Origin of the sequence: Microbulbifer sp. TYP-18 (genome assembly GCF_040932045.1) — a bacterium.
GTDB lineage: Bacteria > Pseudomonadota > Gammaproteobacteria > Pseudomonadales > Cellvibrionaceae > Microbulbifer.
Genome location: NZ_JBFRBC010000009.1, coordinates 81,973 through 97,058 on the forward strand (window position 1 = coordinate 81,973; position 15,086 = coordinate 97,058).

The following is a 15,086-nucleotide window of genomic DNA, read 5'->3' on the forward strand; positions in this document are numbered from 1 at the left end:
GTGAGCGAACCCATGACAGGGACCGCCGACCGGGACCCAGCGCTTGCCGAAGCCATCGCCGACAGCGGTGAAGGCGAGCTGGCGTTGGTGGCGCAACTGGCGGAGAACTGGGAGCTGCCGGCCGGGTTTCTCGGTCGCGCCCGTATCGTCAGCCGCTTTGGCGACATCGCCACTCTGCGGGTGAAGCGGGAAGGGCTCGAAGCCCTGCTGGCCCTGCCGGAGGTGAGCTGGGCCGAGATATCCCGCCCGGTGACCGAGCAGCGGCCCCCGGACTGGCCGCAAGAGGACACGCAGGAGCCAGCCGGCGGCGGAGATCTGCGCCGCCCCGAAGGACTGGCTTACGGCGGCCGGGGGGTGGTTGTCGGTGTACTGGACTGGGGGGTGGATTTTACTTCCCCGGCGTTTCGCAACGAGTCGGGGCAAACGCGCCTGCTCGCCCTGTGGGATCAGCGTCACCGCCCCGCCGCCAGTGCTTCAGCCAGCCCCGGGGCGCCGGCAAACCGCTGGGGCTACGGACGTATTTTCTCCCGCCAGGCCATCGACGAGGCCCTGAACGGCGAAGACCCCTTCGCACAGCTGGACTATCACCCCGGCGATGCCGACTCCCGCGGTGGCGGTGGGCGCTGGCGCGGCAGCCACGGTACCCATGTGCTCGATATCGCCGCCGGCAACGGCCGCGGCGGCGGACCCAGCGGGGTGGCGCCGGAGGCGGAGCTGGTATTCGTGCATTTATCGCGCACAGCGGACGTACTGGGCACACAAAACCTGGGTGATTCCGCCTCGCTGCTGGAGGCCATCGACTTCGTTCAGACGCTGGCCGGGGATCGCCCCTTTGTGATCAACATGAGTGTCGGTGCCCACGGTGGGCCCCACGACGGCAGCACCCTGGTGGAGCGGGGTATCGACCGGGCCGTGTGGATGAGGGATGGCCGGGCCATCGTCAACAGTGCGGGCAACTACTTCGCCGCGCGGGCACACGCCTCCGCGCGCCTGAACCAGGACGGAGAACACTGGCTGGACTTTCAGGTGCCGCACCACGACCACTCCAACAGCGAGGTGGAGATTTACTACGCCGCGGGTGACAGTTTCAGCGCCGAAATCTATGCCCCCGGGGACAGGTTGCTGGCGCGGGTGGTGCCGGGCCGGGAGGCCTCTCTGGAGCTGGAGGGCAGCCGCGTCGGGCGCGTCTACCACCGGGCACGATCCCGGGCCAATGGCGACCGGCATATCGATTTGTTTATCCATCGCTTCGCTCCCGGGGGCCACTGGAAGATCCGGCTGGTGGGCGACGCCGTGACCGACGGGCGCTTCCACGCCTGGATAGAGCGGGAAAAGGGTCCGCGACCGCGTTTTCTCGCCGACGACCGCACCGGTACCCACACCACCGGCACACTGTGCAACGGGCTCTACTCCATTACCGTGGGGGCCTTCGATGCCCACCGGGAATCCCACCCCATGGGCCATTTTTCCAGCGCCGGGCCCACCCGCGACGGACGCCCCAAGCCGGAGGTCACCGCTCCTGGCGTGGGTATTCTGGCTGCGCAATCGACTCCGCCGGGGGAGGCGCCAGGCCTGCGCAACACCCGCAAGAGCGGCACCAGTATGGCAGCGCCCCATGTGGCGGGCACTATCGCCCTGATGTTCGAGGCTGCCGCGCGACCCCTCCCGATCACCGAGACCCGCGCCCTGTTGTTTGCCTCTCTGGCGAGGCCGGAGGACGATCAACTGACTGGCCCGGCGGAAATCCACCGCCTCGGTTTTGGCCGGCTCGATGTAGCGGCGGCGGTGGCTGCCGCGGAGCAGCGGCGCCGCGCGGATGGCTCTGAACAGGCTTCGCCCGAGGCCCCGGTGGACCCGGGCTGGCAGGGGGAAGTCAGTGACCTGCTGGAAGCGGCACCCGGGTCGGGTCAGGTGCCCGGGAACCATGGGCAGCTGCTCAGCGCCTGGCAACAGATACCCGAGCGCCACCCCCAGATCGATTCAGAGAGTCTGCTGCTGGATGTAGCCGAACTGATTCTGCGACAACTGCGGCGCAGCGACGATCAGAGTGAAGCCCACGCGGATGCGCAGCGCCCGCGGCTGCTGCCGCGCAGCGGCCTGCCGCGGGCCGGCGATGTGCTGTTGCGCCGGCGCCCCGCCGAGGGCATCCACTACGCGGGCCTGATCACATCCCTGCACAGCGCCGGAGACAGGGGCGAACTGTTGCTGGACCTGGTGGAGGTGCCCTATCCCGGCGCGGGGGTGCGCCGGGCGCAGCGGCGTTATTCCACCGGAGCCAGAGTCAAGGGTGACGCAATATTCCACCTATCCGCGGCCGACGGATGGGTTAATCATGAGGAGATACAGGGATGACCACGCCTGTGATCATAGTGCCGGGCATACTCGGCACAAGGCTGGTGAACAGCACCGGCCGCTCTATCTGGGACCCGGATGAAGGGTGGACCTTCGACAATGGCCGCGGCCTGCTGCAACTGCGGGATATGCGCAATGCGGCCAGGCCCAACCCCAGGGCGAAACCGGCGGTGGAGCGGCTGCTGCGGCACCGCGGGGTGGTCAATGGAGGCAACCTGGTATGGGACCGGGGTTACGGCAACCTGGTGACCGTATTGTCGGGCCCCCGGTTTGCCGCCATCTGTGGCGGCAGGGTAAAACTCTATTGCGCCGGCTATGACTGGCGCCAGTCCAATATCGACTCGGCCCGCCGGCTACGCCTGGTGGTGGAGCGGGCTTTGCGCGAGACAGGGGCGCGGCGGGTGGTGCTGGTGGCGCACAGCATGGGTGGGCTGGTGTCGAGACTCTTCTGCCGTTTCTCCCGCATCGGCGGGCGGCCCGGCAGCGATGTGGTCGCCCGCCTGATCCTGCTGGGCAGCCCTGTGCACGGTGCTTCCAAGGCCTATCGGGTGCTGCGCCAGTCACTGGTGGAGGCCGACAGCAGTGAACTGCTGTCGGATATCCAGCTGGACGAAACCACCGAGGGTGCGGTGGGGGCCTTCGCCGGCCGCGCCCTGGCGAGCCTGGCGCGCCGTATTCCCTCGGCCTACGAGCTGCTGCCGACGCGGGCATTTTGTAGCGCCAATCCCGGCTGGCTGCAGTTCGACCATCGCAGGGCCGGTCTCACCAACGCGGCAGATCCGGCGCGGGTGTATCGCAACCGTGTCACGGGTATCGACGGGGACCCGGCCCTGCTGCGTATGCGCGACGGTCTGGACCGGGGGCTGGGCAGCTATGTGCCGGCCCAGTCGGTGGTTTTGTATTCCAGCCAGCTGCCCACCGAAACCCATTTTCGCATCGATCGCAGCGGCAATTTGCGCCGGCATGGTTCGGCAGTCGCCAACCGCGGTGACGGCACAGTGCCGGTGTTCTCCGGCAGTGCCGCCGCCAGCCGCACTTCGTCCCTGGTGCGCGAGGATCTGCGCAGTGTGGATCACGGCGGCCTGGCCAATAGCCCCGTTGCCATCGCCCGTATTCAACACTACCTGGCCGCGCTGTGCCGGCCGGCGGCTGCCCCCGAGGTCAGCCGGGCCATCGGGTTTTGACCTGTCGGGGATGTGGCGCGATCACCAAATAGGGTGTCCGCCGGCCCCGGCCGGTCGGGTCGATCAGATTGAGGAAACAACCATGTCCGAGTCCAGTATTTGTGCCAATTGCGCAGCCCACACAGGGCCGGCGCAGGCCCACGCGGGCTTTCCGCCCGCCGCCCTGGAAACCGAAGACCTGCTGTGGCCGCAGGGGGAAGAAATCCTGGAGGAGGTGGATGACGCTGAGACGGTGCTGTGGCCGATTCCGGGCATCAACCGCTGTAGTTTCCGCGAACAGCAGCCGGGCCGGGACGGGGTCGGGCCCTATCATATCAACACCCACATCGCATTTTTCCGCCCGCCGGCCGGGTTCGATCTCAACACCGCCTGCGACCGCCTCTTCAGGCGGTTTCCCGCAGTTTTTTCCCCGGGCAACCTGGCGCGGGCTGAATTTTCCAACTGTCGCTTTAACGGCAAGCGGACGGTGAAGTTCACCCTGAATGAATTCGTCGGCAACCTGCGCGACGACTGGGTGGCGATGGACAAAAAACGCTACAACTTCGTCGCCACCACCCTGGAGCGGCAGTGGTACGAGCTGCTGGAAGCCGCGGCACACAGCGGCAGTGTGGTCGGCGCGCCGGGTATCGGCACCCTGTTCGGCCGCATAGCGGTGGATATCAATCGCCGCCACTTCCTCGCCGGCCGGCGCTCCTGGACACTGGGGCGCCTGCCCAACGGCCTGCACTTTATAGAAACAGCCGCCTTTGAACGCTATTCCCACCAGGCATTTATGGCTATGGAGGGGCCGGCGGGAATGCGCAGCAAGATCCTGGAGATCTGGACCAATCTGCTGCGCAACTATGTCCACTCGGTGGGCGGGCACCTGGACGCCTATCTGCCGGCGGGTTACCGCCACCACCGCGGCGTCTGCCACCGCGAGTCCCAAAGCAGTAATCCCCGCGCCCTGCGGGGCGGCTGGTTCGCCCGGGTGCTGCGCCGTCACCCGGGGCTCTGAGGCCAGTCGGTGAGGGGGTTCACTGTGGTCATTGCATCTTGCGTGAGCAGGCGCTAACTTCCCGTTGATCCGGGGCTGCGCTCCCGGTCCTGTAGTTCCCGCGCCTGTTTGAGGATTTCCGCCATGGCACTGTCCTCCACCGATAGGGTATCGATGATGGCCGCCAGCAGGTCCGCCGAAAACATGCACTTGCTCACTTTGCTGCGCAGGTTTTCCGTCGTGATTGCGATTCCTTTCCCGGCCAGGGCCAGGGCCAGATCCCCGTAGCGCATACCCCGCAGGGCCATAGAGGCGCGCACATAGCGCGCTATGGCCTGTTTGTATGGAGCCAGTGCCTGTCGGTTGTCGAGGCTTTGCTTGTGGTCCATAGGCGCTACTCCATTACGACTGATGCTGCAAATGGGGAAAATACTATCTTTATGTGTATTATTTGCAACATAAATTTGAAATAAGTTATTGACCGCCATTTTTTCGATGCGATATATTGTGACCAATATTCCACAGTGAGGGAGTTTAAATGACCTGGAACAATGACAATCTGCGCCAGTTGGCGGAAAACCATCCTGGCTGGGTGGTGGAGCCCGAGGGGGACTGCCTCAGTATCTCCAACGATGAGGGCATCGATGCGTTCATCTATGTGGGCGAACAGCAGATAGTGGTGGAGAGCATCCTGTTTGCCGTCGATCAGGTGGAGGATGTGGCGGCACTCAATGAGATGGTCTTGCAGACGCACCAGCTGGTGCCCCTGACGGCCATCGCCATCAGGAATATCGGCGGCGAGAAGTATTACGTTGCCTTCGGTGCTCTGTCCGTTTCCAGCCGGGACCAGGTGGTGATCGAGGAGATAGAGACCCTGTTTTCCAATGTGGGGGATTTTCTCGACTTGTACGCGGATCATTTTGAAATGGAGGGTGTGGCATGAGCCTGAGTAAAATCTGGACCGCTCTGAAGGGTGCCGTCAACGAAGGGGCGGAAGCGGTGGCGGACAGCCAGTCCATTCGTATCCTGGACCAGGAACTGCGCGAGGCGAAAAGCGAATTGAAAGCCTGTGACGAGAATCTGACCAAGATTATGGCCAAGCGCAAGCTGGTCGAGAACAAAGTGAAGTCGCTGCAGACGGACATCGATACCTACAGTGCGCACGCCATCAGCGCCAGCGAGAAGGGCGACAACAACCTGGCCCTGGAGTGTGCCGAGCGGGTCACCGAACTGGAGACCCAGCTGGAAACGGAAAAAAGCCTGCTGGAGGGTTTCCTCAACTCCGAGCGCTCACTGAAAGCCAATATTGCCAAGGCCAAGACCAATGTGCGCCGCATGGAGCAGCAGATCGACCAGATCAAGGCTACGGAATCGGTGCAGAAGGCGCAGGTGGCGGTGTCCTCCCGCCATATGGGGGCCAACAGCAGGGTCAAGACCGCCCTGGACAGTCTCGACCGCATCAAGGACCGGCAGCAGCAGCGCGCCGCAGAACTGGAGGCGGCGGAGGAGCTGGCCTCGGAAGAGAGTGGCTCCAGCCTGGATGCCAGGCTCAAGGCCGCGGGTATCCAGCCCGGTGGCCAGGTAAGCGGCAGCGACAAGCTGGCGCAGCTGCTGGCAAGTCGCGAAAAAGCTTAGGATGCTGTTATATCGGGTGCGACGCCTTCTGGCGTCGCTTTTTATTAAGGCCAGTGCCAGTACCGTGATCTTCGCGGTGGCCGGCTATGTGGCGAGCTGTTACCTGTTGCTGAGTGCCGTGGGGGAAAGCGACCTGACCGCTCCCGGCAATTTTATCTACTGGCTGGTGGTCACCGCCTCCACAGTGGGTTACGGCGATCTCTCACCGGTGACGCCGGCGGGCAAGCTGGTGGTGGTGGCCTGGGTGATACCCCTCGGCCTGAGTCTCTTTGCCATGGTAATTACCCAGGTGGGCTTCGCGGTGTCGGAGTTTGCGCAGCGGGGAAAGAGAGGTTTGCGTATGACAGATCACAAGAATCACACGGTTATTATCGGCTGGAATGGCACGCGAACCCTGCGCCTGATCGAGCTGTTGCGGTCCAAAACCAACGGCGCCGCAGCGGAGATAGTGCTGTGCGTGGAAGCCGATATCGAAAACCCCATGCCCGGCAAAATCGACTTTGTGCGGGTGGAATCCTTTTCCCACATAGAGGGGATGCAGCGCGCCGGGCTGGCCGATGCGGCGCGCATTATCATCGACAACCCCCTCGACGACGTCACCCTGACCACCGCCCTGTTCTGCGACAAACTGAGTCCCCGCAGCCACAAGACCGCCTATTTCCAGGATGAAAATGTGGGCGAATTGCTGCGCGCCCACTGTCCCAATATCGAGTGTATTCCCTCGGTGGCGGTGGAGTTGCTGGCCAAATCCTCCCTGGACCCGGGCTCCGCCCGTTTGCACCGGCAGCTGCTGGACAGCACTTACGGCATGACCCAGTACAGTGTGGAGTACCGCGGCGAGCAGCCGCTGCCGATTGCCGCCCTGTTCGATCGTTTCAAACGGGATCTGTCCGCCACGCTGATCGCCGTGCGCCGTCCGGACCAAGTGAAGATCGATGTAAACCCTGCGCTGACCGCGCGGGTGGGCAAAGGGGACATGCTGTATTACATTGCCGCCCAGAGGCTGGATGAAAAACAGTGTTTTGACATAAAAACCCAGGCAGAGGAAGGTGTTGGTCAATGTTTACCGGACTGATCGACAAGCTGAAGGGAAAGCGGACGGCAGCGGTGAAAACGCCGGAAATCATGGGGTTGCGCCTGGGGGCCAGCTTCGAACTGGACCCCCTCGCCATTCGCCTGATACTGGACGAACTCACCATCGAGTCCTGTTCCCCCACGCAGATCATCCGCGCCGCCGGCCTGGTGGAGCTGGACGGAACCTGGGTTTACCGCTTCTATACCGACGACGATGCCTGGCTGCAGGTGGTGGCGGAAGGCGGCCAAACTGACGAGCATGTGGTGGACGTAAAACTGTTTCACTTCTACGACACCCTGGACGTCGCCGGCCAGCAGGCCTGGGACCGGCTGTTGCAGCGTGAGATAGGCGCCGCCAGCTATAGCCTGCGGGAAAGAACCTACGGCCGGGTCTGGACGTCCGCCGGCGATTATCACAACCCGGTGCACATGGCGGAGAAAACCTATGACGGGGACGGGGAGCATTCGCTTACGGACCAGTTCACCATGCTGTTCGAAAGGCCCCTGTCCGACCAGCGCACCGAATCCCTGTTTCTCTCCGCCGAAGAGAAGCAGGAGCAGGCCGGATATCTGAGCCGCAGCCTGGTGATCAGCACCGGCATCACCCTGACCCCTTCACAGCTGACTATTCACGGATAACAAGGAGAAAACCCAATGGACCAGCCCTATGATTTACTGACTGGTATCCTGCATTTTGGTGCTTATTTTGGCCTGTCACTGGTATTTTTGATCGCGTTTAAATTTCTCTACGCACTGGTGACGCCCCACGACGAGTGGAAACTGATCCGCGAGGACAGGAATGTGGCGGCCGCCATCGGGTTTGGCGGGGCCGTGCTGGGTTTTGCCATCGCCGTCGCCGGCGCCGCCAGCAATTCGGTTTCCCTGGTCGACTTCGCCACCTGGGCGCTGGTGGCGCTGGTGGCGCAGCTGCTCGCCTTCGCCATCATCCGCTTCGTCTTTATGCCGCGCATCGTCGAGCGAATCGAGGACGGCGAGCTGAGCGCGGGTGTCATGCTGGCCGCCACCACCATTTCCGTCGGTGTGCTCAACGCCGCCTGTATGAGTTACTAACCGGAGAGTGGCCATGAAACGTACCGGATATATCGACCTGGCCAGGATGCGCAAGGACAGGGGGGCAAATTTTGTGTTGCGCCCCCTGGTGATCGGCGTGGCCGCCGCACTGATGGGCTGCTCTGCGGACGAAGAGGTAAAGGTGGTCTCCTCGGTGCAGGACTGTGTGGACAACACCAGCCTGGATCAGGCCAAGTGTGAGGCCGCCTACCAGCGCGCCCTGGCGGAGGCCGAACGCACCGGGCCCAAGTACGCCAATTTGTCCCAGTGTGAAGCCGAGTTTGGCAACTGCAGGGAAACTGGCAGCGGTGTCTGGATGCCCCTGATGACCGGCTTTATGGTGGCCTCGCTGCTGGACAGCGACAGACGCCACTATTCCGGCTATTACAACCCGGTTTATCGCTACTCCGGCTCCCGCTACCGGGACCGGCTGATGACCGCCGACGGCCAGGTGATCGGCCGCTATGGCAAAACCAGCTATACCGTCGACAAGAGTGCAACCCAGCCCAAACCCAAGGTCACCAGGACCGTTTCCCGCGGCGGCTTTGGCGCCGTGGCCTCCGCCAAGTCCAACTGGGGTGGCGGTCGCTCCGGTGGCCGTTCCGGTGGCTGGGGCGGCTGAGCAGTGCTGCGCTTGCCGATTGGGGAGCGCCCGCGCTGGCAGGAGCGGGCGCGGGAGTTCGGTTTCCATTTCCATACCATGTACGGCCAGCCCTACTGGGATGAAAGCGCCTATTACCAGTTTTCCCTGGAGCAGATAGAGCGGGACATCGAGGACCCCACCGAGGAAATTCACCAGATGTGCCTGGAGGTAGTGGCACAGGTGCTGGAGGACGAGGCTCTGCTGCAGCGCTTCTGTATTCCCGCACAGTACTGGGATTTTGTGCGCGATTCCTGGCACAACGGCGACCCCAGCCTCTATTCTCGCCTCGATTTCGCCTATTCGGGGCAGGGCCCCGCAAAGCTGTATGAAAATAACGCCGACACCCCCACCAGCCTGTACGAAACGGGTTTCTGGCAGTGGCTGTGGCTGCAGGACAATGTGGATCGGCGCGCACTGCCGCTGCAGGCGGACCAGTTCAACAGCCTGCAGGAAAAGCTGGTCAACCGCCTGCGGGATCTGCAGTTCCTGACCCCCGGCCGGGAGTTGCACTTCGCCTGCTGCAGGGACACGGAGGAGGATCGCGGGACTGTCCAGTATCTGCAGGACTGTGCCGACCAGGCGGGTATCGCCAACCATTTTGTTTTTATCGAGGACATAGGCCGGGATGCCCAGGGCCGGTTCAGCGACTTGCGCGATCAGGTGATTACCTGGATGTTCAAGCTGTACCCCTGGGAATTTATGTTTCGCGAGGAGTTCGGCGCCCTGTTGCCCGGCAGCCAGGTGCGCTGGCTGGAACCGCCGTGGAAAGCGATTCTTTCCAACAAGGCGCTGCTACCGATGTTGTGGAAGCGATTTCCCGGCCACCCCAACCTGCTGCCGTCGTTTTTCGAGGACGAACTGCATTTGGCCGGCGATTTTTCCGAGCTGGTGAAAAAACCGGTTTTCTCCCGGGAGGGAGCCAATATTTCCATAGTGCGCGGCGGCGAGGTACAACCGCTGTCCGACGGGCCCTACGGTCAGGAGGGCTATGTGTATCAGGGTATGCACCCGCTGCCGAAGTTCGGCGACAACTACACATTGGTGGGCAGCTGGCTGGTGGACGACAGGGCCGCTGGTATCTCCATCCGCGAGGACCGCGCTCTGGTGACCCAGGATATGAGCCGCTATCTCCCGCATATTATTCTTTAGCAGTTTGTTGCAAAGGTGTTTTTGCAACAGGCTGTCGCCCTTTAATCAAAGGTTCCTTTACTTGTCAGAGTCGGGCTCCGGCCTGCTGACCAGATAGCCGGCCACCGTCACAAACAGCAGGGCTATCCCCGCCAGCACCCAGGTGCTTTCCAGGCGGTGATAAAGGATTGTCCAGCTGACCACTAGCATGATGATTGCCAGCAGCTTGGCGCCTCTGGAGATGGCACCCTGTTGTTCCCAGTCGATCAGCAGTTTGCCCAGATGGGGGTGCGCATAGAGCCAGCGATGCAGTCGCTCCGAGCCCTTGGCGGCAAACCAGGCGGTTAACAGCAGGAAGGGCACTGTCGGCAGACCGGGAACCAGAATCCCCACCAGCGCCAGGGCCAGGAAAAGGTAGGCTAGGATCAGTGCCAGGAAACGGCGCATCTCGGCATTCCAGTGGGTGGAGTCCTTTGAACCGCCGCGGCGATCCGGGTCGGTATCGCCGGGGTGGTGTAAACAGGCCCCGGGGTGTCAGATATTAAAGACCACTGTCGCCAATGAGTGTGTTTTCGGGTAAATCCAACCACCCCCCGGTGTTAGACCGCCCCGATTTACGCCAGGCAGTCTGATTGGCTTTATGGGAATTCAGCGAACCGGGCCATGCTAACACGCAATATGATTGGCCGCACCCGGGATGTCCAACCCCCAGCCATAGTTAAGGTTGCTCCTTCCCCCAGGGTAGCGTATCAAGTTCAGGCGTAAGATTGTGACAGGGGTCACCGCAATTGCTTGAATTGATTAGCTGAAAGGGCTCACTAAAGCTGTGATACTCCCGCAGTCGTGTTCCAGCGGATTTTCCATAGCTGGAAATTTTGGATTTAAAGTCTGTTTTAAACTCCCTTTTATATAAACCTGCAACGATCATTGGTCGTAAAGGCACAGGTATTCAGTGCTTTTCAATCTATTTGCCCGGCAATTAAATAAGCTGGCTGGTGAATAATCGTCCGGCAGGAAGCGATAAATAGAAGCTACAGATAGAAATTTGGGATTTTTTTGTTTTTTTGAGGTTTTCAATGCATAGAGCAGCAACTCCTCGGTTGACCAGCCGATTGATCAGTTTTGTAACAGTTTTGCTTGTTAGCAACAGTGCGGCAGCCTTCACGCAAATTGGCGGCGGCGGCACTATTCCAATGGGCCATGAGTGGCTGACGCGCACCTCCGCGCTGGAACTCCTGAACGCGGAACACATTATTGCGGCCGACCCCAATGATCCACGCTCCGGCTGGAGTCAGGGGCTGGCCAAAAACACGGACTTGCAGCTGGCGCAGAATGAGGTAACCCGGTTGACAGGTTTTCTGAACAGCAATACGCAGTTTGAGCCTCGCTACGACTACATCTACGCGGCCATTGTTGGTGAACGCTGGGTGGATACCGGCGGCTTCAATGTTGCCAAGGCGACGGTTGGCGGAATCGACTGCTTCAATGCCGTTGCGCAAGAGCCGGCAGAGCTTCAGCGAGATCACTTTATGCGCCGTTACGATGATGTGGGGGGGGAAGGCGGTGTCGATGCGGCGATTCGCTCCCAGCAGCGGTTTGTCACACACTTCGTCAACGCGGCAATGGCCGAGCAAAAAGATGCAAAAGTGTGGGATGGCGGCGCCTATTCCGCACATGTCAATGTCGATCTCAACTATTTTCTGTTTGGCCGCGCCGTGCATTTATTCCAGGATTCTTTCAGCCCGGAGCACACGGTGCGCTTGCCTGATGACAATTATGAAAAAATCCGCCAGGTCAAGGCGTACCTGTGCTCTGAGGGCACAGAGCAGCATACCCACGACGCGACAAAGGCGGTGAACTTTACCAGTGGTGATGTTATCTGGTATCCCGATACCCGGCTCGAGGCCGGTTGGGGTGCCTACAAAGTCAGCTCCATGAAACCAGTAGCCCTGGTTGCCATGGAAGCCAGCAAGGACTTATGGGCGGCTTTTGTCCGCACCATGGCAACCCCCTATGCGCAGCGGGAGAATGTGGCAACCCAGGAGGCTCAGGTACTGGTGGACAACTGGCTGTCCTTCGATGAAGCGGAAATGCTGGGTTGGTATGACGATGAATCCCACCGGGACGAGACTTATGTTCTCGCACCGGAACAGACGGGTCCTGGTATGACCCAGTACGACTGTATGCTCGGGCTCGGGGTGGAGTCTGGCAGCCAGGCGGCAAGAGTGGCGGAGCTGGAGCAACAACGCCGCCAGTGTCTGTATAATATCGAGCCTGTGGATGGCTACAGCGACTTAAATGATCCCTATATGCAAATGCCATTCAATTGGCAGTGGAAGTCTCTGAGCTGGCTAAATACTCCCGCGAATTGGAGTATTCCTCAGCTGCCGGCGGATTCCGGCAATTCCGTTGTGATCAGAAATTCTATCGATATGGAGCCATTGGTTGTCCGTGGCAGCCTGTCCAACAATGAAACCCTCTACTCAGAGAGTGGAGTGGCAATTGAGTTCATTGCGGTAGAAGCCGGTGATAAAACTTTCTTTCGCACAAAGAAGAATGCGGACTTGTTTTTAAGTTACGATACCCTTTCCGGTCGTGGAAAATTGTATAATTCCGCCAGTCAGGCCGGCTATGAATTGAATCCGGCGGGTAACTTGTGGACCATCAAAAATACTTACTGGAACGACTATTTGTGGTTTTATTCCGGTAACCGCAGCCCCTATCTGACGGGTACAGGAGACCCCAATCTGTCCCACTCCCAGTGGATCGTCGAAGGCTTATAAATCTCTTAGCAGGTTGTTGAAAAAGGCATCCTGCCTGTTTCAAAACACGAAAAGCGAAAAATGTGATTTTCACTTTTCTTCCAAAATCAACGGCTTAGGCGTCGTCGATTTTGCCGGAACATCCATATTTCGGTACCAGGCGTCGAAATTCTTCGAATTTCAACAGCCTGTTAGGGCTTAGCCCTGTGGCCGTTCAATCGGCGGCCACAAGGGCTGGGCAAGCCCGTCTGCGCAGCTCCGGCCTCAGCAGCTCCGGGGCTGCAGCTTTTACGGCTGGCTTTCCGCCAGTTGTTTCAGTTTAGCGAGAAACCTGTCCCTAAAGGTCGCCTGGCGCTGGCTGGCGAAGTCAGCGGATACCCGCGTTGCCCGCTGGGGGTTTTCCGCCTCGTAAAACCAGTGGTAAATCCGGTTCATAAACAGGGAAACCAGGGTCTTGCCGTCGGATTCCGCAATGGAAATCATAGCGATGCCCTGTGACTGCCCCTGTCGGTATGGGGCAGATTGGCCAGCAGAATCATTTTCCGGGGAATTATCTTCACCACTTCAATAGTGACATCGCCATAGAGGTTCACCCGGTCACCGGCTTGCTGTCCCCGCCCGCCACGGCCATCCAGGGCATCCACTGGCCCATGCGCAGCAGCTGTGGTCAGACACGGTCAGCGGGCTTGTCGATAGTGATTTCAAAATGGTCCGTATAGTAATAGGAATCGCCCAAGTCCGTTTCCAGGTCGTAAACCTGGGCCGCGGCCGAGGCCGAAACCGGGGAAAAAGCGATTGCGGAGATTATTCTCGGTAATTTTATTTTAAGCATTTTAACTACCCAATTTTTTTCTCTTATGATTCCGACAATTTATTGATAAACCCGGCAAATCAATCGAAGGGGGTATCGGTTGGATTGCCGGGTTAGACCATATTGGCACTACTGGAGCCAAAGTAAAGATGCGCCGGCAATGGATATTCCGAATCCCCAATGAGTGATATGGGTAACTGGTACTTATGTCCTGTCTTTGTGGTGCCAACTGTAATGAACAGGGGGTTGCATCGCATCCCATGGCGGCGGATGGCTGTGTGTCTCTTTCCCCGGAACCGGTCAGGGAAGGCCCGGGGTCTGAGCATTGGCTGTAATAGCGTGTAATGACGTGTGATCGACCTGTAATCCCTGTCCCGGTAAATTGGTCCCCAGTGAGAGACGCGGTGTGTGCTCTCCAGCAGGATCCGACGGACCCACCGCCGTATTCCCAGTGAAGCGGCGCGGTACGGACCCCATTCGGCGCAAGCCGGATCACCGGACTGACGCGACAGCCACAGAGCCTACGCTTGTCGTGTTTCTTGGAAAGGTCTGGTGGGGGCAGGGATGCTCCTTTTCGCTCTTGATAGTGTTGTTGTAACCGTCGATGGTTGGGACCATCATTTACGGGCGGCGGTCAGGATAGCTGACCGCCGCTTTTTTTATTCATTTTTACCCCTTTGATCAATGTGCTGCGGGCCAGTAAAAACGACGGCTAGGCTACGCCGCCGCGGTATTGCATCCATCTATTCTGGATCGATTTCGGCTTCCGGTCCGGCTTTGATATCGGTCTGGGTCAGCATTTGCGCCTCTCCTCTTTATAGTTGGTTAAAATCGCGGTGGACAAACTGCGCCGCCTTTCGTTTTTTAGCCCTCTGGGGGGTCAAGTTCAGCGTCGGGCCCGGCCTTGATATCGGTCTGGGTCAGCATTTGCGCTCCTCCTTTTTATGGTTGGTTAAATCGCGGCGGACAAACTGCGCCACCTTTCGGTTTTTAGCCCTCCGGCGGGTCGAGTTCGGCTTCCGGTCCGGCTTTTATATCTGTCTGGGTCAGCATTGGCGTTTCTCCTTTTTATAGTTGGTTAAAATCGCGGTGGACAAATTGCGTCGCCCTGGTGTTTTTAGGCCTCCGGCGGATCGAGTTGTGCGTCCGGCCCGGCCTTGATATCGGTCTGGGTCAGCATTTACGCTTCTCCTTTTGATTGGTGATTAAAATTGCGGCGGACAAACCGCGCCGCCGCTTTGTGTCAGCCGAGCCGGGTTATTCCGGATCGATTTCGGCTTCAGGTCCGGCTTTGATGTCAGTCTGGGTCAGCATAGTGACTCTCCTCTCTGCTCTTGGTTGTCGTTAATATCCGGCCGAGGCCGGACGGCGGCTGCGCGGGCCAGAGCCCGCACAGTTCGGCGCTGCCGGGGCAGTGCCGAATTCGGTCCCCTGTCTTGTTTACCTCTCT

General features: G+C 60.1%; 16 protein-coding genes. 11 read left to right on the forward strand and 5 right to left on the reverse strand.

Annotation, left to right across the window (positions count from 1 at the left end; all coding sequences use genetic code 11):
* Nucleotides 1–12: 12 nt before the first annotated feature.
* From ABVT36_RS09790 to ABVT36_RS09800, 3 genes are all read left to right on the forward strand, one after another.
* Entirely contained in the window at nt 13–2,352 is a 2,340-nt protein-coding gene (locus ABVT36_RS09790; protein WP_368456411.1) for a S8 family serine peptidase, read from the forward strand.
* Nucleotides 2,349–3,536, forward strand: a complete 1,188-nt coding sequence (locus ABVT36_RS09795; protein WP_368456412.1) for an esterase/lipase family protein — start codon at nt 2,349–2,351, stop codon at nt 3,534–3,536. Before ABVT36_RS09790 ends, ABVT36_RS09795 begins: the two co-directional genes overlap by 4 nt.
* Nucleotides 3,537–3,618: 82 nt before the next feature.
* On the forward strand, nt 3,619–4,533 hold the full coding sequence (locus tag ABVT36_RS09800; protein ID WP_368456413.1) for a hypothetical protein: 915 nt from the start codon (nt 3,619–3,621) through the stop codon (nt 4,531–4,533).
* A gap of 53 nt (nt 4,534–4,586) precedes the next feature.
* Here ABVT36_RS09800 and ABVT36_RS09805 read toward each other — a convergent pair whose 3' ends face one another.
* Nucleotides 4,587–4,901 (reverse strand): DUF6471 domain-containing protein, encoded by a 315-nt coding sequence (locus tag ABVT36_RS09805; RefSeq protein ID WP_367150546.1) that lies wholly within the window; start codon nt 4,899–4,901, stop codon nt 4,587–4,589.
* A gap of 149 nt (nt 4,902–5,050) precedes the next feature.
* Here ABVT36_RS09805 and ABVT36_RS09810 point away from each other — a divergent pair, with 149 nt between their 5' ends.
* Genes ABVT36_RS09810 through ABVT36_RS09840 form a run of 7 tightly spaced genes read left to right on the forward strand, consistent with a single transcriptional unit; the run spans nt 5,051 to nt 10,084 of the window.
* Nucleotides 5,051–5,455, forward strand: a complete 405-nt coding sequence (locus tag ABVT36_RS09810; protein WP_367150545.1) for a DUF2170 family protein — start codon at nt 5,051–5,053, stop codon at nt 5,453–5,455.
* Nucleotides 5,452–6,147 (forward strand): PspA/IM30 family protein, encoded by a 696-nt coding sequence (locus ABVT36_RS09815; protein ID WP_367150544.1) that lies wholly within the window; start codon nt 5,452–5,454, stop codon nt 6,145–6,147. The genes ABVT36_RS09810 and ABVT36_RS09815 overlap by 4 nt, the downstream gene beginning before the upstream one ends.
* A 1-nt stretch (nt 6,148) precedes the next feature.
* Nucleotides 6,149–7,222, forward strand: a complete 1,074-nt coding sequence (locus ABVT36_RS09820; protein ID WP_368456414.1) for a potassium channel family protein — start codon at nt 6,149–6,151, stop codon at nt 7,220–7,222.
* The gene (locus tag ABVT36_RS09825; protein WP_368456415.1) at nt 7,207–7,860 is read left to right on the forward strand and encodes a YjfK family protein; all 654 of its coding nucleotides are present in this window, start codon (nt 7,207–7,209) and stop codon (nt 7,858–7,860) included. The genes ABVT36_RS09820 and ABVT36_RS09825 overlap by 16 nt, the downstream gene beginning before the upstream one ends.
* Nucleotides 7,861–7,875: 15 nt before the next feature.
* Entirely contained in the window at nt 7,876–8,292 is a 417-nt protein-coding gene (locus ABVT36_RS09830) for a DUF350 domain-containing protein (RefSeq protein WP_367150541.1), read from the forward strand.
* Between the two features lie 13 nt (nt 8,293–8,305).
* Nucleotides 8,306–8,914 (forward strand): DUF1190 domain-containing protein, encoded by a 609-nt coding sequence (locus ABVT36_RS09835; protein WP_368456416.1) that lies wholly within the window; start codon nt 8,306–8,308, stop codon nt 8,912–8,914.
* Between the two features lie 3 nt (nt 8,915–8,917).
* Complete coding sequence (locus ABVT36_RS09840; protein WP_368456417.1) at nt 8,918–10,084, forward strand: glutathionylspermidine synthase family protein; 1,167 nt, start codon at nt 8,918–8,920, stop codon at nt 10,082–10,084.
* 57 nt (nt 10,085–10,141) lie between these two features.
* Here the strand turns inward: ABVT36_RS09840 and ABVT36_RS09845 are convergent, their stop codons facing one another.
* On the reverse strand, nt 10,142–10,510 hold the full coding sequence (locus tag ABVT36_RS09845; protein ID WP_368456418.1) for a YbaN family protein: 369 nt from the start codon (nt 10,508–10,510) through the stop codon (nt 10,142–10,144).
* 746 nt (nt 10,511–11,256) lie between these two features.
* On the opposite strand from ABVT36_RS09845, the gene ABVT36_RS09850 reads away from it, so the two are divergent.
* A complete protein-coding gene (locus ABVT36_RS09850; RefSeq protein WP_368456419.1) occupies nt 11,257–12,846 on the forward strand; it encodes a hypothetical protein in 1,590 nt (529 codons plus the stop codon).
* A 267-nt stretch (nt 12,847–13,113) separates the two neighbouring features.
* Here the strand turns inward: ABVT36_RS09850 and ABVT36_RS09855 are convergent, their stop codons facing one another.
* Genes ABVT36_RS09855 through ABVT36_RS09865 form a run of 3 tightly spaced genes read right to left on the reverse strand, consistent with a single transcriptional unit; the run spans nt 13,114 to nt 13,657 of the window.
* Nucleotides 13,114–13,308, reverse strand: coding sequence for a hypothetical protein (locus ABVT36_RS09855; protein WP_368456421.1), 195 nt, complete (start codon nt 13,306–13,308; stop codon nt 13,114–13,116).
* Entirely contained in the window at nt 13,305–13,469 is a 165-nt protein-coding gene (locus tag ABVT36_RS09860) for a hypothetical protein (protein ID WP_368456422.1), read from the reverse strand. The genes ABVT36_RS09855 and ABVT36_RS09860 overlap by 4 nt, the downstream gene beginning before the upstream one ends.
* A gap of 23 nt (nt 13,470–13,492) precedes the next feature.
* Nucleotides 13,493–13,657, reverse strand: coding sequence for a hypothetical protein (locus ABVT36_RS09865; protein WP_368456423.1), 165 nt, complete (start codon nt 13,655–13,657; stop codon nt 13,493–13,495).
* Nucleotides 13,658–15,086: the final 1,429 nt, after the last annotated feature.